The 23,023-nt window shown below is 56.2% G+C and carries 21 protein-coding genes and 1 pseudogene; 6 read left to right on the top strand and 16 right to left on the bottom strand.

What is annotated here, in order from left to right:
• Nucleotides 1-117: 117 nt before the first annotated feature.
• Nucleotides 118-3,342 carry a phosphoribosyltransferase-like protein gene (locus AC522E_RS21630; protein ID WP_500748283.1) on the top strand — a complete coding sequence of 1,075 codons (3,225 nt, stop codon included), beginning with the start codon at nucleotides 118-120 and terminating at the stop codon, nucleotides 3,340-3,342.
• A gap of 118 nt (nucleotides 3,343-3,460) precedes the next feature.
• Here AC522E_RS21630 and AC522E_RS21625 read toward each other — a convergent pair whose 3' ends face one another.
• On the bottom strand, nucleotides 3,461-4,216 hold the full coding sequence (locus tag AC522E_RS21625; protein ID WP_500748282.1) for an HNH endonuclease: 756 nt from the start codon (nucleotides 4,214-4,216) through the stop codon (nucleotides 3,461-3,463).
• Between the two features lie 93 nt (nucleotides 4,217-4,309).
• A complete protein-coding gene (locus tag AC522E_RS21620; protein ID WP_500748281.1) occupies nucleotides 4,310-4,627 on the bottom strand; it encodes a hypothetical protein in 318 nt (105 codons plus the stop codon).
• A gap of 120 nt (nucleotides 4,628-4,747) precedes the next feature.
• On the opposite strand from AC522E_RS21620, the gene AC522E_RS21615 reads away from it, so the two are divergent.
• From AC522E_RS21615 to AC522E_RS21600, 4 genes are all read left to right on the top strand, one after another.
• Complete coding sequence (locus AC522E_RS21615) at nucleotides 4,748-4,993, top strand: hypothetical protein (RefSeq protein WP_500748280.1); 246 nt, start codon at nucleotides 4,748-4,750, stop codon at nucleotides 4,991-4,993.
• Nucleotides 4,994-5,012: 19 nt separating this feature from the next.
• On the top strand, nucleotides 5,013-5,234 hold the full coding sequence (locus AC522E_RS21610; RefSeq protein WP_500748279.1) for a hypothetical protein: 222 nt from the start codon (nucleotides 5,013-5,015) through the stop codon (nucleotides 5,232-5,234).
• A 102-nt stretch (nucleotides 5,235-5,336) separates the two neighbouring features.
• Nucleotides 5,337-5,576 carry a hypothetical protein gene (locus AC522E_RS21605; RefSeq protein WP_500748278.1) on the top strand — a complete coding sequence of 80 codons (240 nt, stop codon included), beginning with the start codon at nucleotides 5,337-5,339 and terminating at the stop codon, nucleotides 5,574-5,576.
• 355 nt (nucleotides 5,577-5,931) lie between these two features.
• Nucleotides 5,932-6,609: a hypothetical protein gene (locus AC522E_RS21600; protein WP_500748277.1), complete on the top strand. Its 678-nt coding sequence runs from the start codon at nucleotides 5,932-5,934 to the stop codon at nucleotides 6,607-6,609.
• A gap of 511 nt (nucleotides 6,610-7,120) precedes the next feature.
• On the opposite strand, the gene AC522E_RS21595 is transcribed toward AC522E_RS21600, so the two are convergent.
• Nucleotides 7,121-7,858, bottom strand: coding sequence for a helix-turn-helix domain-containing protein (locus AC522E_RS21595; protein WP_500748276.1), 738 nt, complete (start codon nucleotides 7,856-7,858; stop codon nucleotides 7,121-7,123).
• Nucleotides 7,859-8,057: 199 nt separating this feature from the next.
• Here AC522E_RS21595 and AC522E_RS21590 point away from each other — a divergent pair, with 199 nt between their 5' ends.
• Nucleotides 8,058-10,967, top strand: a complete 2,910-nt coding sequence (locus AC522E_RS21590) for a DEAD/DEAH box helicase (RefSeq protein ID WP_500748275.1) — start codon at nucleotides 8,058-8,060, stop codon at nucleotides 10,965-10,967.
• A gap of 63 nt (nucleotides 10,968-11,030) precedes the next feature.
• On the opposite strand, the pseudogene AC522E_RS21585 reads toward AC522E_RS21590, so the two are convergent.
• The 13 genes and pseudogenes from AC522E_RS21585 to AC522E_RS21525 all read right to left on the bottom strand — a co-directional run bounded on the left by AC522E_RS21585 (nucleotide 11,031) and on the right by AC522E_RS21525 (nucleotide 22,934).
• Nucleotides 11,031-11,645, bottom strand: a pseudogene (locus AC522E_RS21585) (recombinase family protein).
• Nucleotides 11,646-11,801: 156 nt separating this feature from the next.
• Nucleotides 11,802-13,025 carry a restriction endonuclease subunit S gene (locus tag AC522E_RS21580; protein ID WP_500748274.1) on the bottom strand — a complete coding sequence of 408 codons (1,224 nt, stop codon included), beginning with the start codon at nucleotides 13,023-13,025 and terminating at the stop codon, nucleotides 11,802-11,804.
• Nucleotides 13,025-14,590 carry a class I SAM-dependent DNA methyltransferase gene (locus tag AC522E_RS21575; RefSeq protein WP_500748273.1) on the bottom strand — a complete coding sequence of 522 codons (1,566 nt, stop codon included), beginning with the start codon at nucleotides 14,588-14,590 and terminating at the stop codon, nucleotides 13,025-13,027. The genes AC522E_RS21580 and AC522E_RS21575 overlap by 1 nt, the downstream gene beginning before the upstream one ends.
• Nucleotides 14,591-14,608: 18 nt before the next feature.
• On the bottom strand, nucleotides 14,609-16,981 hold the full coding sequence (hsdR, locus tag AC522E_RS21570; protein WP_500748272.1) for an EcoAI/FtnUII family type I restriction enzme subunit R: 2,373 nt from the start codon (nucleotides 16,979-16,981) through the stop codon (nucleotides 14,609-14,611).
• Nucleotides 16,982-17,152: 171 nt separating this feature from the next.
• Nucleotides 17,153-17,371, bottom strand: a complete 219-nt coding sequence (locus tag AC522E_RS21565) for a HigA family addiction module antitoxin (protein WP_500750800.1) — start codon at nucleotides 17,369-17,371, stop codon at nucleotides 17,153-17,155.
• A 135-nt stretch (nucleotides 17,372-17,506) separates the two neighbouring features.
• The gene (locus AC522E_RS21560; RefSeq protein WP_500748271.1) at nucleotides 17,507-17,863 is read right to left on the bottom strand and encodes a nucleotidyltransferase-like protein; all 357 of its coding nucleotides are present in this window, start codon (nucleotides 17,861-17,863) and stop codon (nucleotides 17,507-17,509) included.
• A 76-nt stretch (nucleotides 17,864-17,939) separates the two neighbouring features.
• Nucleotides 17,940-18,596: a hypothetical protein gene (locus tag AC522E_RS21555; protein WP_500748270.1), complete on the bottom strand. Its 657-nt coding sequence runs from the start codon at nucleotides 18,594-18,596 to the stop codon at nucleotides 17,940-17,942.
• Nucleotides 18,593-19,300: a GIY-YIG domain-containing protein gene (locus AC522E_RS21550; RefSeq protein WP_500748269.1), complete on the bottom strand. Its 708-nt coding sequence runs from the start codon at nucleotides 19,298-19,300 to the stop codon at nucleotides 18,593-18,595. The genes AC522E_RS21555 and AC522E_RS21550 overlap by 4 nt, the downstream gene beginning before the upstream one ends.
• Before the next feature lie 152 nt (nucleotides 19,301-19,452).
• Nucleotides 19,453-21,048, bottom strand: coding sequence for a recombinase family protein (locus AC522E_RS21545; RefSeq protein WP_500748268.1), 1,596 nt, complete (start codon nucleotides 21,046-21,048; stop codon nucleotides 19,453-19,455).
• Nucleotides 21,045-21,596, bottom strand: coding sequence for a DUF2924 domain-containing protein (locus AC522E_RS21540; RefSeq protein WP_500748267.1), 552 nt, complete (start codon nucleotides 21,594-21,596; stop codon nucleotides 21,045-21,047). The genes AC522E_RS21545 and AC522E_RS21540 overlap by 4 nt, the downstream gene beginning before the upstream one ends.
• Entirely contained in the window at nucleotides 21,596-22,204 is a 609-nt protein-coding gene (locus tag AC522E_RS21535; RefSeq protein ID WP_500748266.1) for a DUF3489 domain-containing protein, read from the bottom strand. The genes AC522E_RS21540 and AC522E_RS21535 overlap by 1 nt, the downstream gene beginning before the upstream one ends.
• A gap of 109 nt (nucleotides 22,205-22,313) precedes the next feature.
• Complete coding sequence (locus AC522E_RS21530; RefSeq protein WP_500748265.1) at nucleotides 22,314-22,559, bottom strand: hypothetical protein; 246 nt, start codon at nucleotides 22,557-22,559, stop codon at nucleotides 22,314-22,316.
• Between the two features lie 129 nt (nucleotides 22,560-22,688).
• Nucleotides 22,689-22,934 carry a helix-turn-helix domain-containing protein gene (locus AC522E_RS21525; protein ID WP_500748264.1) on the bottom strand — a complete coding sequence of 82 codons (246 nt, stop codon included), beginning with the start codon at nucleotides 22,932-22,934 and terminating at the stop codon, nucleotides 22,689-22,691.
• Nucleotides 22,935-23,023 lie beyond the last annotated feature (89 nt).

The following is a 23,023-nucleotide window of genomic DNA, read 5'->3' as shown; positions in this document are numbered from 1 at the left end:
CATAGCGCCCTTGGCATGACCTATTCTCACTGAATACTAAGGGGGTACATCCTAGTGCGTTGAAAATCAGCTTCTGCCCAGCTACTAAACAGCAATAAGTAATGACTGGGGGGCCTAATGGGTGCGACCGACGCGCTGCAGATAGTAGAGAATGCCGTTCGGCCCACTCTTGAGAATGATCTTCGACAGGTCGGCGCTGAGCTTCAGAAGGACGTCCAGAACCTTTTGGCGCGCTCCTGTGCAACTTTGCAGCATACGACAGACACGTTAAAAGTTTCAGAGTGGATTGACTCTGCGAGCGACTCACCTAGTGGCAGGCGCGAAGCCGCGCTCCTCTTCCTACGATACTTGGAGCAGATTGAGCACTTTGCGGAGGCAGACGGCGAGGTGGCTGCAGTCCACCGTCGACTCGTTTCCTTGGTCGAAACCGCCGCGCCTGATATCTCCGAGCACCTCAAGCTGAGCCAGAAGAAGCAGAATCACGAAAAATTCGAGGCGCTTCGTGCGTTCCACCCGCAGGTTTGTGAAACTCTATCCGTGTTCAGGAAACTCCCGTCAGACAGCAGAGAATTCGCAGCACGGCGACAGGAGATCTTCAAAATCCTGAACAATAAGATTTTGAAGGCGTACCTGAATCCTTTTGATTTCCCTGACTTCGCGAATGCAGTGCGTCTTGTATATGGCAACATTCACGAACTCCTCGAACTCAGAGACGCCACCTTCGGTGAGAAGCTGCAGCAGACGTTCGACTTCGTGGACGCAGAGACCGCAAGAAGTGAGCAGAAGGCGGACTTTCTTAGCATCGACTACTACCTGCCCTTTCTTAAGACTGCGCGCTTAGTGCTCGAGAGAATCGAAAAAGATTCATCCGAGCGTTTCAAGTGCACACTTCGGCTGCGACGGGACTCCCCGTACGTCCTCGAGCGCAAGTACCCGTTGCATGAAGAGAACCGGATCTTACGGGTCAAAATTCCTCTCGTGAACACCGGACCCGGGGTTGCAATTGGGGCTACCGCACAGATCGTTTCAGGAACCGACCGTATAGCAGTTGCAGGAGAGTCGATCGACCTTGGAACAGTTCCACCAGGAGAGTCATCTATATTATGCGAGGTTCTCGTCGGCGACCACGTTGAAAAGATTCCACTCCTCGTTGAGCTCAGTTGGGGCTCGGTTCGTGGTGCCGAGCGCCAGACAGCAAGCTTCGATCTTATTGTCCTTGGTCAGAAGACCGACATCGATTGGGAATTTCTCGAGCACGCTGACCCCTATAGCACAGAGCCCGCGCAAGGTGACGAGTTCGTGGGACGTCGAGCCAAAGTGCTCGCGCTTCTTAACCGTCTCCGTAAAGAAAGGATGCAATCATCCTATATCACGGGACAGAAGCGTGTCGGTAAGACATCGTTGGCGTTTGCCGTAAAAGACCAAGTCATGGCCCTATCTGGCAGCGACAAGACCATCGTGCCAATTTACCTTGAGTATGGCGAATACGCTCATCGAAGTGCTGACGCCACGCTCGATGCCCTCGGCATTGCGATTGCCACTCACTTACTTGAGCACTTCCCATCAGAGGGACGGCCTGCCGTACCAAACTTCAATGGGTCCCTCGCGCCGCTGAATCAAATCTCTCAGGCCCTGATCACCGTACGGCCAGAACTGAAGTTTCTTGTTATTCTCGATGAGTTCGACGAGATCCATCCGGAGATGTATCGCTTCGGATCTCTTGCTGAGACCTTTTTCTCGAACCTGAGGACTCTTAGCGCAAAACAGAACATCGCCCTTATGCTGGTTGGTGGCGAGAACATGCCTTTCATCATTGGGGCACAGGGAGACCAGCTCAACAAGTTCGTTCGCGAGCGTCTAGATTACTTCTCTCGAGCAGAGGAGTGGGAGGACTTCTCAAGCTTGGTGCGTGAGAAGGGGGAGTCCCCTCTAAGCTGGCATGATGCGGCAATTTCCGAGATCTTCAACTACACGAATGGTCACCCATACTACACGAAGCTCCTATGCGCGCGGATTTTCCAGACCTCGGTCGCACATAGAGATGCCGATGTAACAGTCGACGAAGTGCAGGCCGGCGTGGCCGGCCTCGTGGGCTCTCTTGACACCAATGCTTTCGCACACTTCTGGAAGGATGGAATACCGGCTGGCCGTGAGGAAGCTGAAGTAGTTGAACTGAAGCGATGCCGAGTTCTAGTTGCACTTGCTCGCACACGCCGACAGGGGCAGCCACTAAACGTTGATACAATTTCCGCAAACAGAGGCGGCTCAGGCCTCTCCACAATGGATATTGGCCCAATCCTCGCCGATTTCTGCCGGCGCGACATCCTGCGTGAGAAAGGCACGGAATACGAATTCGTGCTTCCCCTATTCGAAGAGTGGTTAGTAGCAGGAGGCTTGACCAAGCTAATTACCGATACGCTCGGAGACGAGATGGCTGACGCAATACAGCAGGCCGAGGATCGAGCCTACGTTAGTGGGCCGGAGATCTCCGCCCTCGCCGATCGCTGGCCTCTATATCGCGGACGACGCGTCACTGCTGAGGATATTAGAAACTGGCTCAACCAAGTACCCTCATTCCAGGAGCAGAGATTACTTTTCAAGCTGCTGCAGAACGTTCGGTTCCTCAGTGAGGAGGAGCTACGCGAGAAACTGCGATCGGCGCACAGCATCGTCAAAAATCATACCACGCCCTTCACTCCGGAGAGCCGGGTTCAGCGACGTTACGACATCATGGTCACCTGGGTCGACGGTCCTGGGAAGAGCGGAAGTCGCTACGCTGATCGCTATGCAGAGGAGAACCTCATCTCGACCCAATGCGTGGTCGCAGCTGAAGACTTTGCCGCAAGGGTTCTTGATCACGAGGACAAGAGGGGGATTACTGTTAACGGCGTTGTGATTATCGACGATATCGTTGCTACGGGCCGGAGCCTTGCAGACAATGTTGAACGGTTCGTGACTGCCAATCTCCAGTTCCTGCTCGACAGAAACATTACCGTTGTGATCGTTGGGTTGCTAGCGACAAGGGATGGTGAAGAGAAGCTCAGGGCGAAGCTGCAGAGACTTTCCGGCGTCAACTTGGACTTTCGCGCTTGCGAGGTCCTCGCCGACATGCACTACGCTTTCTGCACCCGAAACAGCATTTGGGCAGATGGCGCCGAGGCCGATCAGGCACGCGCACTAGTCACGGACCTAGGGCAAAAGATCTACAAAACCGATCCACTAGGCTTTGGTGGTCTTGGGTTGCTTGTGGTCTTCAGCGATACCTGCCCAAATAACACCCTTCCGATCCTGCACGGGAGTTGTGGGACTTGGGAGCCATTGTTCCCGCGACCGAAGAACTAACCCTTCGAGGCTACGCTTTCAGCTAAGTAGCTTTTTCAATGCGCGCTAAGAATGCTTGCGCCACTTCCAGCATGAGATGCCCGGGTGGCGGAGTAGCCCCGCGTTTGCAACATTTGGCTTATAGCTTCTTGAAAGAGTTCGCACGATGCAGTGCCAGGCGGATGCGATGCTTGTCTGCGATCGGGATCGGAGCCCGCCAGCGTAGCTCATCACGGGCAGCCTCGCTCAACGCGGGTGAGAACACCGGCCTGCCTTCATCATCGAAGGTCACGCGGCCGCGGTCGAAGGCAGCGTCCCAGAGAGCCGAGAGCAGCAGGCCATTGTGTACGTCGAGCCGCTCGGCATCCGTCGCGCAATCCTTCCACGGAACGATATGCGAGGCGCGCAGCAACTCGGGATCCGTTATTCCGGTTAGAGGACAGCGGCCCTGCCAATAATCCATAAGGCTCGCGCGAAAGATGTTCTGACCGACGCGCTGGACAACAAGTCGCTCGGCCTCGGTGCTCTGGGGTAAATCCTTAGTCTTGAACCGGAACTCTTGCAGTGGCGCATCGGGCAGACTGACCGCGAGCTGATAGACGCGGTGCATCACAGCGTAGAGCGGGGCAAGGCTGTCGAAGGCGAAGCGGGCGACGCCGGGGCCTGGCACCTCGGCTGCGGGCAGACCTAGCTCGTCAACGACGCCAGTGTGGTCGAGGGCGAGAAACCATGGCCCCTGCGGACCCGAGGCAGCCAGAAAACTCGTGCCCTGGGCGGTTGTGGAGCCGTAGCCCGCCCATCCGTCCGCCTCACTGAGGAAGCGTCGGAAGCCGTTCTGTTCGGCGACTTTCTGGCATTCCGTCGAAACGACGAAGCCCTGAGGCGTCTGGATCATCTGCTCAGCTCTTCTCGTTCCAAAGCTTTTGAGCCGAAATCCCCATGGCTGTCTCCACAGCGTTCGCCGCACGGGTACTGCATGGTCCACCCCTTAGTGAGCGGCCAGAGCGCGCTGCTGCTTGGCATGCAGCCACACGAATTTGAGAGCGGAGCCAACGAGCTGAGACCAAGGGGCCTTGCTGCCTCGAACCCGCTGAACACGGGCCTGGGCGATTGCAGCTTTCATGATGGCCGATCTGTCATAAGAGCCAGCGACATCGAAGGGGACGGAGGCCGCTTCCTGGGCCAGACGATTGAGGCGGGCGATTTCGAGAGAACGAGCGGCCAGGAAGCCAGCGGCAGGCGTGGTCCGACTAGCGCGCATGTCGCGCATTGCGGCATTCAAATCGAGTTTGCGGTGAAAGGCCATCTCTTTGGTCCTCAGAACCATTTCGCTATGTTTTAAAACTGGCGGTGAGATTATGTCTTGTCAACAACCAGCTAGTTATGAAAAATAGGGGAATAGTTTTTTAAGGGCCAAAGCTCTCAGATGCTGACAACGGGGAACCAACTCAAAGCCGCTCGCGCCCTCGCCGAGATGGATCAATCGACACTGGCTGATGCTGCGGGCGTAAACGTCAACACGATCCGCAATATGGAAGCTAAGGGCGGCAACATCCTCACTAGCAGCATGGAGGTAGTCCGCCGGGTGCAGATGGCTCTAGAGGCTGCGGGCGTGGAGTTCCTGAACCATGGCCGGCCAGGTGTACGCCTGAAAGATCAGAAAGAGGCCTAGCGTCAGAAGGAAATCTGCAATGCGCCCGCTTGAAACCTTCGCACTCGATATTCAGCCTGGGGACGAGATCCTGCCGGCGCGCATGAGGATAGCCGTTCAGCGGCACAGTGCATCGGACAACGGCTGTGTGCTCCTGGCACCTGAGCGCACGTCCTTGGATGCAATTGAGGAGCAGATAAACACACTACAGGACGAGCTCGACCAGATGCGGCAGCAGGCGCAGCGAGCATACCAAGCGTGATAGCGACGCGGCCTTGGACAAACCATAGCAGGATATTCGGCAAAGCCGGAGGGCCGCTGTCGGCTAATCCAGAGTGCATTTTGATATGGAGCAAAAGCAGAAATGAACAATGCTCGCAGGAAAACCTTAGCCACTCTTCTTGAAAAGCACTTAGCACCCGCAGCCCTAATGCTGGATCATGTCATACGCGAGGAAGACGAAGCCATTCTGAATATACCGCCTAGCCTCGGATACGATACTGTTAAAGCGGTGCAACGTAACCGAGCCACGCAGCTCACCGAGCAGCATGCAAAACTGAAAGCTGTGATTGCCAACCACAAAGAGATTGTAGAGGGCAAATAAAACCTCGCACGCGGCTTCGATGGGCGACACCGATCCCCTATCCAGCACCATCCTGTGTTGCATCAGATTGACTCGGAATAGAGGTGAAGGGGTCTTACTCCCTCATGATCGAGCGGGACCTCTTCGTCCGGATCATGCTGGTGCGAAGCTGGGGCCGGATCAGTGCCAATGAACGCGAGATGGTCGATGAATCCAATTCGATATCATGGAGGCACTCAAGACACTGGCCACTATTAAGCGGCAGCAAGGGTGTCGAGATATGTGAGGCTGCCTTTCAGCAAGTCGGAAGGACAAGTTGAACAGGAGGCTTTTTACGCGTTACTTTACGTTGCAGCCCATAACGGGGGGGGCGAAAATGAGGCAAGAGCGCTTGGCTTATTTGAAGCGGATCTCCGAGAATTGCCGCATTGACTGGGAGCGACGCACAATCCTGGACATCCAGATACCTGAGGAACCTAAGCCTCAGGTTGAGGGTGAGAACGTGGTGCAATTGCCGCGTCAACCGGCTCCCATTTTCTCTCTCGGTGAGGTCGATATCTATATCTGGGATGGAACAGGCGAGAAGTGTCAGGGCGTCTTCCGGATCAAGTTTATAGAATGCGAGAGGCACATCATCTTTGCTTGGCCGGATGATGCTCACCGTCCTGACACCATCGATGGCCCGATTTACACTATCTGGGCGTTATCGATTGCTCTGGAGATGGATGGTGCGCCAGTGCGGGACGGCACCGAGTGGCACTTGCTGCTCCAAGAGGGCGTTAAGGCAAGCGAATGGAAGGACAAGCCCGACACCGGTCCTATCAGGCGCCGGAACACCCGTCGCTATGAGGACGGTTGGGATCTTATGGCTGCAGCACCACAAGATGGTAGGATCATCATGGTTGCTTGGGCCAGAGGCGAGTTTGATTATACCTTCGCGCGGTACAATGTCCGCAGGGGCAAGTGGGTGGATGCCCAGTCCAAGAAGCCATTCACCTTACCGCCGTCGCACTGGCGACCACTGCCACAGCCGCCCGTACACGATCCAGATTGAGCAACTCAGATTCTATTCAGAGGAACCGGAAAGATGCACTCAGCGGGCCGAGGGCGTGGGTAGGGCAGAGCCAAAGATGGTAAGAGGCAAAAACAGACCTAAGGGCAAGGCATGGAAGTGCATCATCAGGGTCGATGGAACGCCCGGGGATGTTGATCATGCTATTAACATAGTTCGTGACATTGATCAGACAGCAGTAATCCAACACTTATCCATGGGCGTGTTCATATTAGCCAACGAAGAGAAGACTACAATCGTAGCCTGTTATTCCGTACCGTCTTGCAAAATCGTGAAGCAGCCAAAGGCTTAGGCTCGTCTCCACGGGAGAACCCTATCCAATTCCCAAACAGCTCACCTATGACACGGGTCACCGGTGAGCTGTGTATAACTCAGTTGGGGTCAGCGGGGTGAGTGCGGAGCTTGTCCTGGATGCTCTTTGGCAGTTTGTCGAGGTCTGACAGGAGTTGCTGAACGTTCAGGTGCACGCTGCCGTCGCTGACGTGGTTCACGTTCACCTGTAGCGCTCAATGTGGACGATGTTTGCTCCGCCCAGATCCCCAGTCACCAGTACGTTGCGAAGGTCAGCCACAGCGTGCTGCACGGTCGATGGCAGGTAATCCCAGGTGGCAACAGCCTGCGGCCGACCATCTTTGCCTGTAATGCTCACCTTTTCTCGGAGCATGTAGAGGTTCGAACGACCCCGCTTCTCTTTCGAGATGTACCCGTGCTCCTCGAGCATCTTGATCTCTCGCTTTACCTGGCTGACTGTTAGCCCCGCCTTCTCGGCGATGGTCTCCAGGGCGGGAAAGGCGCGGCCCGTGCTGAAGTTGGTATGCGCCTTCACCACCAAGTACACCTTGATAGCCGAGCCGCTCAGCGCAGCCAGTTCGCCGCTGTCAACCATAGCTTTGAATACGTGGAACCACTGTGTTTCTGCCTCGAATAGCTCTTGTTGGCCTGGACCACCCGGCTTTTCAAACAGCTCTCCCGGATGCTTCATGGCTGCACCTTCTGGCTTGCTGCAACCTTGCTGCACTTCGTAGATCTCTAAAGCCCTCTCCAGTACTTCGACCAGCAGCAGCCCATCGCGATCGGCAATATCGCGCAGGCGGTTGTCGAACTCCGGACTGACCCGCGTTGCGAATGGCAGCATCCGGTGGGTCTTGCGCGCGCTGCGCCCATCACGGCGCTTGTTCGTGAGGACAGGAGCAGGCACCGCCGGCGCCACTTCTGGAGCGGTGAGGTCCATACCGAACGTGGCCAATTTGGAGCAATAGGCGAACCCTAATTAGCCATGCGGTTTCTGACCAAGTGAATTGTCCCCTCTAAGCAAACTACCCAAGCCTCCGAACCAGCATCCTGCTGGCACTACAACCAGTGGATATCCCTGGCGGTGGCCTTGAATGAGCGACCGAAAAAACTCCTACTTGTGAGCAGGTGGGCAAAAAATGTCGTACTTCGAAGCACAATACCCTAAGCTTAGCTATCCACTCAGAACCGACCAGAGTCCTGGGTTCCGAACGGCCCAGCGTGGCGCACTTTTTGCCATTGGCGCACATTTCACCCAGCGCTCCGAGCCTGCAATTGTCACGATGCCGACCGGCTCCGGGAAAACGGCTGTTCTCCAAGCATCTGCGTTTCTGCTCAGAGCACAACGGGTTCTGGTACTGACCCCGAGCCGGTTAGTTCGAGAGCAGATTGCTGAGGACTTCAAGGCTCTCGGAGTCTTGAAGCGCCTTGGCGCGGTTCCGGAAGATCTCCCGGTGCCACGGGTTATGGCTACATCAAACCGCGTTACTGATGCCGATGCTTGGGCTCAGATGCGTGAGTTTGACGTGGTAGTCGCCACGGTCCCAAGCGTCAGTCCGCACAACGGAGGCATACCGATCCCTCCTAACGATCTCTTCGATCTTATTCTCGTCGACGAGGCTCATCACAGCCCAGCGGCAACCTGGAAGGCTCTTTTAGAGATCTTCAGTGAAGCGAAGAAGGTTCTATTTACTGCAACGCCATTTCGAAGAGACGATAGGGAGATAAAAGGTCGCTTCATCTATACCTACGATCTCAAAACCGCCTACCGCGACGGAGTGTTCGGTCATATCGATTATCAACCCGTCGGAGTCGATGGCCCAGATCAAGAGGTAGGCCAAGTCGACATTGCTATTGCTCGAGCTGCAGAGGTCAAACTCCGATCTGACCGCGAAGCTGGTCTAAGACATCTCCTGATGGTTAGGACGGACAGCCGGGCACGAGCATCAGAGTTGGAAAAAGTATATGCGGAAAGCACCGATCTGAAGCTGAAGCTGGTCCACGGCGGACATTCGCTTGGACATGTTAAGAAGGTTCTAGCCGCCCTCGAGGCTGACGAACTGGATGGCATCATTTGCGTGAACATGCTTGGCGAGGGCTTCGACATGCCACGCTTGAAGGTAGCCGCGATCCACTCGCCTCATAGATCGCTGGCTGTAACGCTCCAGTTCATTGGAAGGTTCGCACGGACAGCTGGTGAGAACCTTGGTGACGCAACCTTTGTAGCAAGCCGGTCAGGAATCGAGGTCGAGGCGGAGAAACTCTACGCCGCAGGCGCAATATGGTCCGAAATCATCCCTAATCTAGGTGAGGCACGAGTCCAACGAGAAGTTCAGGCGCGGGAGACCCTTGAGAGCTTTGAACTTGAGAAACCAACGACGCCGGACCTGAACGACCTTTCGCTATATACGTTTTCGCCGTACGCGCATGTAAAGATCTTTCGGCTTCGGGAGCCTTTTGACATCCAGCGCGAACCAAATTTCGGCAGCGACCGAGAACAGGTGTTCGGGCGTGTCAGTGAGACAACGAATTCGAGCGTCTACATAACCCGAAAGGCTGGTGTTGTCCCATGGGCGGACGATGACAGACTAATTGATGTCCGCTTCGATCTGTTTGTCTTCTACTATGACCCCACCGCCAACTTACTCTTTGTTTGCGCGTCCAAACGTGCAGACGGTCTTTACCGACGAATCGTCCGCGATCTAGTCGGGTATGACCCTCGGATCCTAAACCTTTCCGCATTGAACCGGGCACTTAAGGAACTGGATCAAGCTAAATTCTTCAACGTTGGCATGCGAAACCGCCAGCAATCCAGCCTCACCGAGTCGTACCGGATGATTACTGGGTCGAGGGCAGACGAAGCAATCCGAGCCGAGGATGCTCGCCTGTTTCACCGCGGTCATTGTTTTGGAAGCGCTAAAGAGAATGGTATCGACGTGACGATCGGCTTGAGCAGCGCCTCTAAGATTTGGAGCAATACCAATCTCTCACTGCCTGAACTTTTAGATTGGTGTCAGAGACTAGCCCGTAAGATTCACGATGATCGGGCCGCTCTGACGGGCAGTAAACTCGATCTGCTGATGATGGGGGAGCCCGTTCAGAAAATACCCTCCCGTGTTCTGTTTGCTGATTGGGAAAAGGACGTCTACCTCGATCCCCCCGACGCGATCTATGAGATTGCCGGCAGGGCGCATTCGCGACCATTAATCGGTTTCGATCTCATAGTTGAAAGCTACGCAAGCAATCACGCGGTGATTCGACTTGCGGGCCATGGCTTTGAAACCAAAATTGCATTCCACATCTATCAGGACGCTTATTTCTCTTACTTGGATGACGCTCAAGCCACGGTGATCCTACAGCGAGGACGAAATACCGAGGATCTTGTTGACTTCCTAAACGACAATCCTTTGCATTTGATATTGGAGGACTGGTCCCGCTTGTATGGTGACGAACATTTCGCGGTGCCTGCGGACGGTTATAGCCCCTATGACGCCGAGCGCATCCGGACTGTTGATTGGGCGGCTGAGGGTGTCGACATCGAAGTAGAATTTGCAACGGGAGCAGCACAGGCATCCTCGATCCAAGGCTATTTAGCACGTGTTCTGAATGTGCCTGAAAACGAGGTCGTCTACTGGGACCACGGTAGCGGCGAAACAGCCGATTTTGTAGCTATGTCACTCAGTGCAGATGGAGGCGTGCGCGTCACCTTTTACCACTGCAAAGGATCAGGCGGTGCTGCCTCCGGAAACCGCGTCGATGACCTCTATGAGGTATGCGGTCAAGCGGTAAAAGGGATCATCTGGTGCGACTTGGAACGCCTTGTTGATCAGCTATGCGGGCGATTCAGCCGCGGCACGGGGATGGCTCAGTTCATACGCGGAGACGAACCCACAATGAGGGCTCTAGCCCGGAAGAGGCCTCCGCACTTCGAGATGGTGATAGTCCAACCTGGCGTCGCTCGAAATGACATTGAGCAAAAGCTTGGCGAGGTGCTTGGAGCGGCGGACAGTCACTTGGTACGAGCTGGCCTTGCTGCGCTTCAAGTATAGGGCAGCGTTCAGCCTGGAAGTTGATTCAGCAACTTGCTATGAGCTCCCGAGCATATTGGTTGATCAACCAGCTATTCGCTTGGCGATCTTGGCCACGGTTGCCCTGCTGCATCCAGTAGCACTCTGGATCTGCGACCAAGAGACGCCTGCCTTGAGCATTGAGGCAATACCGGCACTGCGCTCCTCATCCTCCGGACGCCCCTTGTAGCGGCCCTCGGCTTTGGCCTTGGCTTGCCCCTCAGACTGGCGCCGACGGCGGTCCTCGTAGTCCTTGCGAGTCACAGCAGCAAGCATATCGAGCATCATGGCATTGATTGCCTCGAACATACGGGTGGTGAAGTCGTCTGCACTGCTGGTAGCTATCATCCACGAAGTGGGCAGATTGAGCGCCACGACGCGCAGGCGCCTGGTCGCGATCTGACCCTTCAACTTCTTTCAGTCACCTGCGTTTAGGCGTGAGAGCCGGTCCACCTGCTCGACTAGGAGCACGTCATCAGGTTGAGCATCGGCCAGAAGCCGGAACAGCTCAGGGCGTGAGAGCTTCGATCCGCTCTCATTCTCAGCGTACCAGGAGGCGATGGTCAGGTCCCGTTCTGCCGCGAAAGCATTAAGAGGATCACGGGCACGCTGAGCGTCCTGCTCGGTGGTACTTGCTCGGAGGTAGGCACGAACAAACATATAGAGTCCATCGGTTCTTTAAGATGGTTTACTATGCAGCGGCCTGTTATGAATTGCCAAGCTGCATTAATGTACCGGGCTATGGGTGGTTCTCCGAAGGCATACCCTAACTGAACCAGTAAAATACCTGCCCGCGTGTGACGCCGAGAAACATCCTCACACTGCCACTTGTAGATCAGTGGGGAGATGGTTCTTAACACCAAAGTTATCCACCAAGATCTGCCCCCCTGCCGTACCCGCACCGCTGAACACTTGGTGAAGCATCGCTGGCAGCAATGCTTCGATACTGCTCATGAACGCGGCCTTGGACGCGTGAATTTGTCGAAGTTTTTCGATTGCCTCCAGAGCTTTGTGCTGCTTCTCAAGCGATGGCATGCGTATGCTCATGCCGAGCAACATGTCGGGACGCAGTCGCTCTCGACGCGCGCCTTGGCCACGAGTGAGTTTGCTCAATTGACTTTGAAACCATGGGGTCGGTAGGAGTGCAGCCAGATAGGCTGGCTCAAGTAATCCTGTTCGACACCTAAATGTCCGGTACTCGGGTGATGCGAACCAACCATTGGATGTCTCGTCGCAAACCGCGACCGCGCCTTCCCAACCCTTGGGCTGGCTGACTACGAGCAGCCCTGGGGAAAGACGATTGAATGCCTTGTAGCTGGTCTCGGAACCGAGCACTTCGTCCTTGAAAAACAAGCCGCCGGCAAACCCGCGAATTCCAACCTGCGGATAGGAGACGACCGGGTCGATTGCCACACGATCTTCTGCGAGCTCGATAAAGTCACCCAGAGTAGTCCCTTCTGTGTCTGCGTATGACTCATGCGCACTTATTATGAACGAGTTGATGTCGTCACCGATTGCGTTGCGAAGCACACGCACTTCTTTAACAAGCGCCGTTGCCTTATCCAGCACCTCGACAATTCGACGTTGATCATCGACAGGAGGCAATGGCGGACGAAGCTTAAGAAAGTACCCTTCGTTGAACCGGTTTCGCGTGCCTGGCGTCGAGCCAAAGCAGTCGGCTTCTACAATCCTCTGTGTAGAAGGCAACCCGAACCAGTAGACCAAGAAGACCGGATTTAGTCTTTCCTCGTCGATACGAAAAATCGGGAACTCATTCGAAACATATGCGCCATCGAGTTCCGGAGGAATAACCCCGAACGATCCCTGCCAGGCGAAAAGTCTGCTGTAGATGAAATCGCCGGTCTCAACCCGGTTCAGCGTGTCAGCCGAAACTTCAGCGCCTACCTTGGTCTCACGAAGGAATGGCCCGGCAATCTTCGAGCGCATTCCTAAAAGCTGGTATTTCTGGTCTGGCTCGACACGGACTGTCCGCTGTACTTGCTCGACACACTCGCTCAAAGGCGCAACAGGCCATGCCATTATGCTACCTCCGCAAGTGTAGCTCTGATCTCGCTCATGATGGCGAGAATGCGCGTCTCCTTCTCGATGATGCTGTCGATGATTTCCAAAGGCGCTCGATGCTCGACTGTGTCACCGGAATGAGGGTTCTTTAGGTCGAGATTGCATGAGACAACCCTCTCCTTGTCGTCACGCTGTATCAGCTCCTGTCCACGAACCTGCCAGGCGCGCTCATTCTCCTGCCGGTTACCCCACCAAGAAAGGCAGTCACCGAACTCCTCATAGGTTAGAGGTGCCGTCTTCGAGTACTTCTTCCGTCCCTCTGGCCGAGGCTGTTCATAGAACCAGATCGTATCCGTCGGACCTGTGGTGTCGAAGAAGATCAGATTCGCTGGGATGTCGGTGTAAGGGGAGAACACACCTTCCGGCAGTCGCACGATGGTGTGCAGATTGAACTCAGTCAAAAGGTCGGCCTTGATCCTCGCAGCGATGCCATCGCCGAACAGGGTCCCGTTAGGAACCACGACCGCGGCTCGACCGCGACCTCCGCGTTTTAATTTGCGCATGATCAGCTGAAGAAACAGAAGCGCGGTCTCAGCTGTACGGCGATCGTCAGGGAAGAAGTTAAGAATTCCTGTCTCCTCCTCTCCTCCGAAAGGGGGATTGGTGAGAATTACTTCGACCCGCTGCTCCTCGCCGATTTCCGCCAGACGGACTGTAAGAGCATTACCTGGATTGATCTGAGGCGCATCAAGTCCATGGAGTAGTAGATTCATCTGTACGAGCAAATATGGAAGCGGCTTGGCCTCACCTCCAACGATGCTCTTGTTCTGGAGAACTGCACGCTTTTCAACGGTGTCCGCCTGCTTCTCTAGATGCTGGAAAGCTTCAGTAAGGAAGCCACCTGTACCACAGGCTGGGTCCAGAACTGTCTCACCAAGCCGAGGGTTTGTTACCTCCACCATGAAACGAACAACTGGACGAGGAGTGTAGAACTCTCCCGAGTCCCCTGCCGCATCGCGCATTTCGCGGAGCAACGTCTCATAGAGGCGCCCCAGCGTGTGGATCTCTTCCGATGAGTCGAAATGTATATCGTTGATAAGATTTACGACATCACGGAGCAGATATCCGCTTTCCATACGGTTCGTGAGACCCTGAAACACGGTAGCAACGACATCTCGCCTATCGCGGCGTCCATTGTCGCCACGCAAGCTTTTCAGGTACGCGAACAAGCCCGGTCCGATTGAACCATCTGGTAGCTCAGTTCTTTCCGCAGTCAGAAACGAGAGTAGATCAGGACCGGTGATTCCATCGGCACGGGCAGCCCAGTCACGCCACCGATATGGAGCCTCGATCGCACTATTGAAGTCGCGCCCTGCAATCTCAGCACGTTCCTCTTCCATACGCTCCATATCATCGAGGAACTTGAGGAACATAATCCACGTGAGCATGGGCAGCCGGTCCAAATCGCCGCTCAGACCTTTATCTTTGCGCATCACTTTCCGCGCAGACTTAACAATGCTGTCAAGCCGCTGGGCAGTGGTTTGTGGCTTTTGCTGGCTGCGTGTCCGGGTGGTCTTCGCCACGTCCTTGTTCTCCTTGAATTACGAGGTGTAGAGCAATCGCTGTAGCTCACCGACTGCACCCCGAAGCTGCTTGCCTCCACCGAAGCGGGAGGCGATCTCGATCACGTTTCCCCAGCCATTGAAAGGCGGAACTTCAAGAATCTCTGGCACCTTGAACTGGGCTGCGCCGTGCTCAGCGTACTTCTCGATCAGAGCGTCGAGGATCTCGCGAGCCTCAGGTCCAAACCGGTCGAAGAAGTCCGTTTCTTCGCGTCTCAGTCGGTCTGCTCGCTCACGCCTAGTCCGAAGTGGCGCGCTGTACGCCAGGTGGCATAGAAGATCGAACGGGTCGGCCTCTGGCTTTCCAACTGCCTCCGCTAACGACTCGATGTCGATCCCCTTTTCTTCCAGCCTCTCTACGATATCGGCACGTCGAGTTGGATCTAGCCAGTCGTGCCGAAGCTCAGATGCATTGGGGAAAAGCGTTCGCACCTTGTCACCGGTGTAGTCCGTAAGCTGCCGGCATGCGAGCTGCTTTCCGTCTGCATCGAGCTCATAGACCATGTGCCGGATTATCTCGACTGAGCCGCCATCGATGTAAAACTTGCGTGGAGCGTCATCTTGGTCGGTCTCTAAGGCAATATCGCTGGTCTCATCCCGACTTGCGATATCGTCGACATGCGCCTCGGAAATTTCTGCTTCCTCGACAACGACCCCTGCTTCGTCGATGACCTCTTCTCGCTCACGGACAGGGTCTCCATCGAACGCTGGATCTGAAAACTTCTCCGTGGCAGTGCCGGTATAGTCGATAATGTTGAAAGCCAGCTTCCCGTAGTCAGGGCGCAGCCGAGTTCCGCGGCCGATGATCTGCTTGAACTCGGGCATCGAGCTGACAACCCGTGCCAGAACCACGTTCTTGCAGGTCGGCGCATCGACCCCGGTTGTCAGCATCTGGGATGAGGTGAGAATTACCGGGGTCCGGGTTTCGATATCCTGGAACTTGGCTCGATGGGCACTCCCGATGTCGCCTTCGTCTGCTGTCACCCGGCACACATAGTCCGGATATTTCTTAACTAAGTCCGCATTGAGGGCAGCCAGCGCGTGCCTCATTTCCAGCGCGTGCTCCTGATCGACGCAGAAGACGATCGTCTTGGCGAAGCGATCCGTTGCGTTGAGGAATGTTGTTAGGTGCCGCGCGAACGCCTGCGTCCGAGCCCGGATGGCAACGATCCGCTCAAAATCTTTCGTGCCGTACTCTGCGTCTGGAATCTCACGTCCATAGCGGTCTAACTCGCCCTTGCTAGGGCGCCACCCCGCGGCATCGTAATCGGTGATAATGCGGTGCACGCGGTACGGCGCAAGGAAGCCGTCTGCAATACCCTGAGCTAGGCTGTACTCGTAGATTGGATCTCCGAAATAGTGGTACGTGTCGACGTTCTCCTCACGGCGGGGAGTTGCCGTCATCCCGATCTGGTAGGCCGGTTCAAACCACTCAAGAATTTCTCGCCAATTACCGTCGTCCCGAGCACTGCCACGGTGGCACTCGTCGATGATGATAAGGTCGAAGAAGTCCCTGGGATATTCACGGTATAGTCCAGGGCGATTTTCGTCCCGTGCGATGGCTTGATATATTGCGAAGTAGATATCACGGCTTTTAACCGCCACTCCTCCCCCGATTTTCTCCCGTGCATCTCCGAAAGGTCTGAAATCCTTCGCCATAGGATCGTCGACGAGAACATTACGGTCGGCCAAGAATAGGATCTTCGGCCGCCAGCTCGTGCCTTTGCTGTTCCAGCGGGCAGACCAGAGCTTCCACGAGATCTGAAAGGCAACTGCTGTCTTTCCTGCTCCGGTGCAGAGCGTCAGGAGCGTGCGCTTTCGCCCCTGCAGCACGGCCTGCACCGAGCGATTGACCGCGATCTCCTGATAGTACCGGAGTGGCTTGCCTAGGTCAGGATACGTGGGTGTAAGGAGCTTTTCGGCCGTTTCGTCCTGAGTGATGCCCTCAGCGGCCCTTAACCGACTCCAAAGCTCGTCAGGCTGAGGATACTCAGCAACAAACCTCTCTATCCCGGTTGTATAGTCGAATTCAATGATCTCGACCCCGTTCGTTGAGTAAGCGAATTTAAGGCCAAGGATCTCAGCGTAATCCTTGGCTTGCTGCAGCCCTTCGCCAGCATGCTTATAACGGGATTTTGCTTCGACGACAGCAATGGGGTAGTCTGGGCGGTACCGGAGGATGTAGTCCGCGCGCTTTTGCTTACCGCGCCTCGCCTTACCCCCGACAAATACAATGCGCCCGTCAGTAAAAGTTCGCTGCTCATTGATCGCATGGGGCCGCGAGTCCCAACCAGCTTGCTGAAGCTTTGGAATGACAAACTTCCGACAGGTGTCAGCTTCCGTTAGCGCCACGTGCCCCCCTGGCCCTCCACCGGCGTCCTATCCCGCTGTCTTCGTTTCACAACGACCGGCGTCAAGCTTAGGTTAATGCCACGGCCAACCCCGAAAGTCAGCAGCCTCTAATCCACGCGCCTCCGGATTAAGATACTTTATTGCTTTAAATGGGGTTCAAGATTGGAACCGCTACCCTGGACCCGTTCCGGTGTACTGGTTGGCTGCTTTCTGAGCATTTAGCCAGAACTCGGTCGAGGTCCCGAGTGCGTTGGCCAGAGCTTTCGCCAATTCAGCGTCTACAGGGATGCGGTTGTCACAAAGACCCTGCGCTATCAAGCTGGGCACATCCAACGCCTGAGCCAGATCTGCCTGCATTAGGCCCATTGGCTCCAGGAACTCCTCGGTCAGATCTCGCCGACAGTGCTCGGCCTGCGATTGGTCTTTATCATGGCATTCGGAGGCTGATCTGAAGACAGTGAAAGGTTGACCTGGTGAAAATGGCCGTTTCAGTCGGACCGCACCGCTTTCCGCTTGGCCGGGTACTTACCACTGTTTCCAAAAATCGCTCAGAGCGCTTAGGAACTTGTCGCATTTTTCTGCCCGCCAAGTGACTGGCGACCTTTCACGCAACAGGTAATACTGTTCGTTTGCACATACAAACTTGCTTCGATCGGCACTTAGAAGCCAATTGAAACAATTCATGAAAGTGTCTTGGTAGCTGCCGCCGAATTGATCGACTGGCACGTTGTAGAACAGCCCCTCGAGATAGTACGACGGCGCGAGTCCGTCCTCGATCAGCCCGTCATCCGACACTCTCGTACTTCTTGTGCATATAGAAGGCGAGTCTATCGCGTATTGGGAACTCGATTTTGCAGGTCGCGGCGAGGTAGGCGAGTTCATTCGGCTGAAATTCCGCCGAAAGCCGCTCAAGGCCAGCAATCAAATCACTTTCTATTGGCATGGCTTTTGGCATACCTTAACAAAGATGAACCCTGCCGCTCATAAAGGCGCTGGTGCATTCGTACTGCCAATTTGTTCTCGTCCGGGTTTCGAACCTCTTCAGAACACAGCCGTCTATGGCTGGCGGCAATTGAGAGTTATAGAACACCACCTTCTCAGCTTTCGCCGGACGTGTCAGAGAGGCAAAAAGGGGGACGTACTCCTTGCTGCCGAAAAAGACGACCGGCCCATCTACGTCATTCGGTAACATGCAGAAGTCTCCGTAAGAGTCTCCTTTGCGCCGCCTGACGAAATCCTCCGCTGAACCACTGAAAGTGATGTCGTAGCTCGGGGTCAGGAAGGCGGCATTGAGCAAACCCCATCCGGCTGAAAGGATGTACGTGTTCTCAACCCCATATTGCCTCACGAGAGAGCGGTAGATCTCGTTCTTGTAAAGCTCGTATGCGGGAAGCAGCCCGAGTGGATTGTTCCCGGGTCTATAATTATAAGCCAGAAGCTCCTCCCGCCATGAGCGACCGCCTGAAGCGGGGCCATCAGGGCGGGCGTAGACACCGTTGTCGGCCTTTGGTGCCTTCTCAGGATGGGCGACAAACAGAATCGGTTTTCCATCTGTCGTCCGTAGTGTTCCGGCATCTGGTCGCTTGCTACCGGCACATTGAATGACGACGATCACGCGGCTCGCTCCATCTTTGAAACCAACTTCTCAAAGCAGCCGAGAAAGGCCGGGTCGTAGGTCTCGTCCACATGGTTCTGGTTCCAGAGCCCGGATCCACGGACCCGCTCACGGTTGCAGGAATGCCCGAGCCACCCTGCGCTCGGCGGGTCAAGTGGCTCCTTATCGAAGTTGCTGAGAAGCGCGATGGAGTTTCGTTCGATATAGCCCCGGAGGCTCTTTGGGCTCGGCTCATCGTCGATAGCGAGCCAGAGAAACGGCATTGCACCAAGCACTTTGCTGACTTCACGCTCAAGGCCGACCTCGCCTGCCCGCACATCGGCTGGGGCATTGTTGCCCTGTCCCCACGTCGGGAACTCATGACCGTAACGTGCAATCAGTGCGGTGCCGACAATCAGCCGAAAGATCGAGCCGCGATGATTACCGCCGCCGGCCTTGCCTTGGCCTCGGTGCTGACGCAGGCGACCCCAGAGCCTCGAGCCCGAACCATCCGTCAGCGCGTGGGTTCCTACCCGCACGATCCGCGGGCTACTGCCACTGTCCGAGCGGGTCTCGCCACCCTCCATGAAAAAGTAGACTCCGCGCTTGGGCCAATCCATGCGCCCCGAACATTCGCTTAGCTTGCGGAGCTTAACGGCGCGATCTGAGAGCACGCCAAGGAGAGAATAGAAGTCCCGTAAATCCGAGAGCCGCCCGTTCGACACCGTTCATTTATCCTATATCGTCCTTTGATCGGAGGTTCGGGCAGCTTTTCTCCACTGTCAATCGACATCGCGAATAGGCGCATTAATTGCGGCGCACCGAGTACCATCATAAGCTTACAGCGGGCTGAGGCTTTCACTGTCTACCTAGTGCCTCAAACCGCCTTCATCTGTTCCGCCCAACTAATCGGCAGATCCGTCATCCCGGACATTCCCGCACCTCGCATTAGGGTTCCATCAATCGCGGCCTTCACGACCTCCGGGGATAGGAAGGCAAGATTCAAGATCATCCGAACCGATCGCTCACTGTACCCCTCCCGAACCGCGATCACCCGAGGGGTTATCTCCGGATCGGCAATGATGTCGGTTAGCCATCGGCGGGCTTTTACCAGAGCAATCAGCAGCCTGCTCCTGGCTTCAGAACGCATAGGGCGGGAGACTTGCCCGTCGGCTCGGATAAGGTCCCGTTTTCGGGTGCCGGACTTCGGTGCCCAATCGATCTCGACTCTGCTCGCGCCGCACCCTTCAACCGTTTTCGCCTTGGGCAGGATAGACACCTTGCCTCTCCCGACAATGACCTTCTCCAGATGCGCTTCGACCAGAGCCCGGCCATCCGTTGCAAACTGCTCGTCGCTGCTTGCCGTCGGAACATGCAGCGGCCCGTTAGAATCTGTCGGAATTGTCCGCAGGTAATCGAAAACCACCCGCTCCAGCTCGCAGGCTGGGACCCGAGGCTGCGATCCGGCCTCAGCCTTCCGGCCCTGTAGGAGAGCTTGTGAGGTGTAGTAGCGATAGCGGATGCTGCCCTTTTGAGAATAGCTCGGGCTCATGGCATTGCCCCGGTCATCGAACAGCCGCCCCAGCAGGAGCGCGTCCGATGTACTACGGCGATTCTTGAATGTCTGAGCCTGCTCAGCGAGATGCCGTTGAACGACTTCCCAAAAGGCGGGATCGATCAAAGCCTCATGCTGTCCGGGATACCGCTGCCCTTTATGAACGATCTCACCGATGTAAACCGGGTTCGACAGGATTTTGTAGAGATGTCCCCGGCTGAACGGGCCACCACCCGTCTGCCTCCCCCTTCCGTCCGTTCGGATGGGAAGGCAGCAACCTTGCCCGTCCAGTTGCTTCTTCAGCTCGTGGACGCTGCCGCATGCCGTATATGAGCTATAGAGCATGCGGACAAGCTCAGCATGCTCCTCATGGATGACCAGCGTCCGTTCATGCACGCGATACCCCAGCGGAACGACGCCGCCCATCCAGAGCCCTTTCTTTTTGGATGCGGCGATCTTATCCCGGATGCGCTCGCCCGTGACCTCCCTCTCGAACTGCGCGAAGGACAGCAGGACATTGAGGGTCAGGCGTCCCATGCTGTTCGTCGTGTTAAAAGCCTGGGTGACCGAGACGAACGAGACGTCGTACTGGTCAAACAATTCAACGAGCTTGGCGAAATCCGCCAAGGACCGGGTCAGACGATCGACCTTGTAGACGACCACAATGTCGATCAGGCCAGACCGGATGTCCGATAGGAGCTGTTGCAGCGCCGGCCTTTCGATGGATCCGCCCGAGAAGCCGCCGTCATTGTACTGAGCCGGAAGGCATTGCCAGCCCTCATGAGCTTGGCTCTTGATGTAGGCTTCGGCAGCCTCCCGTTGAGCGTCGAGCGAATTGAACTCCTGCTCCAGCCCGTGATCGGTCGAGACACGGGTATAGATCGCGCAGCGAAAGGCGGGTTTAGGCGATGCTCTCATGCCGCCTTCTCCGCTTGTAGGTTAGACTTCCTGTCCCGCAAGCCAAAGAAGCGGGGCCCGTTCCAGCGGGTTCCGGTAATCGCCCGCGCGACCTCTGACAGGCTCTTGTAGCTCCTCCCATTCCAACTATAGCCGTCACCCGTCACCATAGTTTGATGGAGAACGCCGTCATACTCCCGGATCAGGACGGTGCCAGGCTTGAGGCTAAAGGTCTCGGTGACCGGCGGGACGGGCTTGTCGCTTCCGGCAGCAAGCTGTCTGGCGACCCGATCCAGAAAGCGCAGGCTCTCGCGGTCGAGGTCGCCATACGCATCCGCCTGCAGGCGATAACCGAGGATGCGAACCAGCAGCGTGCGGGAAAGATGCTCCGGCGCCTTGGTTCGAAAGAGCCGTCGCCAGCGGACCCGAAGCTCGTGAATGTCTGCGCTTGCCAGAGCAGCAAGCTCGCTCTCAACCTTCTGCTGCTTTAACGCCTGATGGTCGGGATGAATCGCCGGAGCATCTGCGACTCCTCGTTCGCGATGAGTTGCGACTTGCTTCATCACCATTACACCGCCTCAGTCGGAGCCGTGTCCCGGTCGTCGCATCCTTCCGGATCGACTGGCTCAACATCTTTGATCGAATAGACCGTTTGTCCTTGTGCTCCCTTTTGTTTGCTGATTGCATATCCCTTCTGACGCAATCCAGTCAGAGCCGCACGGGTTGTGTGAGGCAACCACCCTGTCGCCTGGATCAAGTCATCCAGGTCGGCTCCTTCCTCACGTTGCAGCAAGGAAATCACCAGAGCCCGTTTCGTGCCGGGTCGCTCAGGCCGAGCCTGATGCGGTTCTTCGGATCGGTGCGTGCTCTGCTCCTCTCCAGGCTGAGCAATGCTTTCTGGTGCGGACCCTTCACCGTCATGGCTGACACCGATCGCTGTCAGACCGGTTGCAGTAATCTTGACGCCGATGAAGTTGCCATTGTCGTCCTGGCGCCAAGAGGGCCTGCTGTGATCGACGGCGATTTCTTCAACGACTCCTTCTGCCAGGAGCCGGGCGACCACGGATTGTGCGATCGCTCCCTTCAGGCGCTCCGGCTGAACCAGAAGCCCATCTTCTCGTTGCGATGCCGCAGACAAGAGAACCAGTTGTGTATCGGTCAGGGTAGATGTGGTCATGAGGCTGATCCTTGAGGGTATCGGCGGCACCAGCGCCGCCACTGCCTCAAGCCCCGTATACGGGGCACACGGTTCGGTCCTGCTTGCTCCGATCGGCGGAGCGGTTGGATCAGCTGCCGTCGTTGCGATCGCCTTCGCTCTTCCGACTCATGCGCTGCAGCAAGGTTGCCGCTGAGAGCAGGGTCTGCGCCTCGCTGAGATATACTTCGAGATCGAGTTCCAGGGTCATGCGCACCGCCTCCATCTCCGCCCCGCCCTCGGCGCAGGTCAGCGCTCCCCGTGCGAGAGCGGCTGCCCGGTCAAGGCGCTGACTGGCGGCCCGTAAGCTCTCGGTGATGGTGAGTGTGCGATCCATGTCTGCCTCCGCGTCGTTGGCGGTCCCATGGATGCGTGCCAGGCACAGGAAGTCGAGCGCTATGAGAGCAAGAACAGTGCTTTGTTCGGGCCGCTTTTGTCCTGTCGTGATCAGGACGAGCTGAGGACGCTACTTCTTGGGCGTCTTTATCAGCTGGTCGAGCACTTCATGTGGATCAAAGCCGATGATCTCGGCCAGGTCCAGGAGCTCGACCACATCAATCCGGCGCTGCCCGTTTTCCATGCTGGTGATCAGGGGCTGATAGCGGCCGAGCGCCTGCGCCACGTCCACCTGCTTCAGGGCAGCCTCCCGCCGGTACTGCGCAAGCAGCTCTGCCAGGCGCTGATGGCGCGGGGAGCGATGGTGAGAGGGCATGAACGGCCGGGCTGGGTGGAACCGGCCTGATGCCTATGCGCATGAATGCCATATACAAAAAATAGATATCTATAATTCAGATATTCCTC

Source organism: Microvirga sp. BF8, from assembly GCF_059888585.1.
Note: the sequence above shows the minus strand (reverse complement) of the source record. Positions and strands in the feature narration are given on the sequence as shown.

Excerpts from the sequence above, each read along its gene's own strand:
- AC522E_RS21630 (WP_500748283.1), top strand. The coding sequence starts at position 118 with ATGGGTGCGACCGACGCGCTGCAGATAGTAGAGAATGCCGTTCGGCCC.
- AC522E_RS21625 (WP_500748282.1), bottom strand. The coding sequence starts at position 4,216 with ATGATCCAGACGCCTCAGGGCTTCGTCGTTTCGACGGAATGCCAGAAA.
- AC522E_RS21620 (WP_500748281.1), bottom strand. The coding sequence starts at position 4,627 with ATGGCCTTTCACCGCAAACTCGATTTGAATGCCGCAATGCGCGACATG.
- AC522E_RS21615 (WP_500748280.1), top strand. The coding sequence starts at position 4,748 with ATGCTGACAACGGGGAACCAACTCAAAGCCGCTCGCGCCCTCGCCGAG.
- AC522E_RS21610 (WP_500748279.1), top strand. The coding sequence starts at position 5,013 with ATGCGCCCGCTTGAAACCTTCGCACTCGATATTCAGCCTGGGGACGAG.
- AC522E_RS21605 (WP_500748278.1), top strand. The coding sequence starts at position 5,337 with ATGAACAATGCTCGCAGGAAAACCTTAGCCACTCTTCTTGAAAAGCAC.
- AC522E_RS21600 (WP_500748277.1), top strand. The coding sequence starts at position 5,932 with ATGAGGCAAGAGCGCTTGGCTTATTTGAAGCGGATCTCCGAGAATTGC.
- AC522E_RS21595 (WP_500748276.1), bottom strand. The coding sequence starts at position 7,858 with ATGGACCTCACCGCTCCAGAAGTGGCGCCGGCGGTGCCTGCTCCTGTC.
- AC522E_RS21590 (WP_500748275.1), top strand. The coding sequence starts at position 8,058 with ATGTCGTACTTCGAAGCACAATACCCTAAGCTTAGCTATCCACTCAGA.
- AC522E_RS21580 (WP_500748274.1), bottom strand. The coding sequence starts at position 13,025 with ATGGCATGGCCTGTTGCGCCTTTGAGCGAGTGTGTCGAGCAAGTACAG.
- AC522E_RS21560 (WP_500748271.1), bottom strand. The coding sequence starts at position 17,863 with ATGAACTCGCCTACCTCGCCGCGACCTGCAAAATCGAGTTCCCAATAC.
- AC522E_RS21545 (WP_500748268.1), bottom strand. The coding sequence starts at position 21,048 with ATGAGAGCATCGCCTAAACCCGCCTTTCGCTGCGCGATCTATACCCGT.
- AC522E_RS21540 (WP_500748267.1), bottom strand. The coding sequence starts at position 21,596 with ATGGTGATGAAGCAAGTCGCAACTCATCGCGAACGAGGAGTCGCAGAT.
- AC522E_RS21535 (WP_500748266.1), bottom strand. The coding sequence starts at position 22,204 with ATGACCACATCTACCCTGACCGATACACAACTGGTTCTCTTGTCTGCG.
- AC522E_RS21530 (WP_500748265.1), bottom strand. The coding sequence starts at position 22,559 with ATGGATCGCACACTCACCATCACCGAGAGCTTACGGGCCGCCAGTCAG.
- AC522E_RS21525 (WP_500748264.1), bottom strand. The coding sequence starts at position 22,934 with ATGCCCTCTCACCATCGCTCCCCGCGCCATCAGCGCCTGGCAGAGCTG.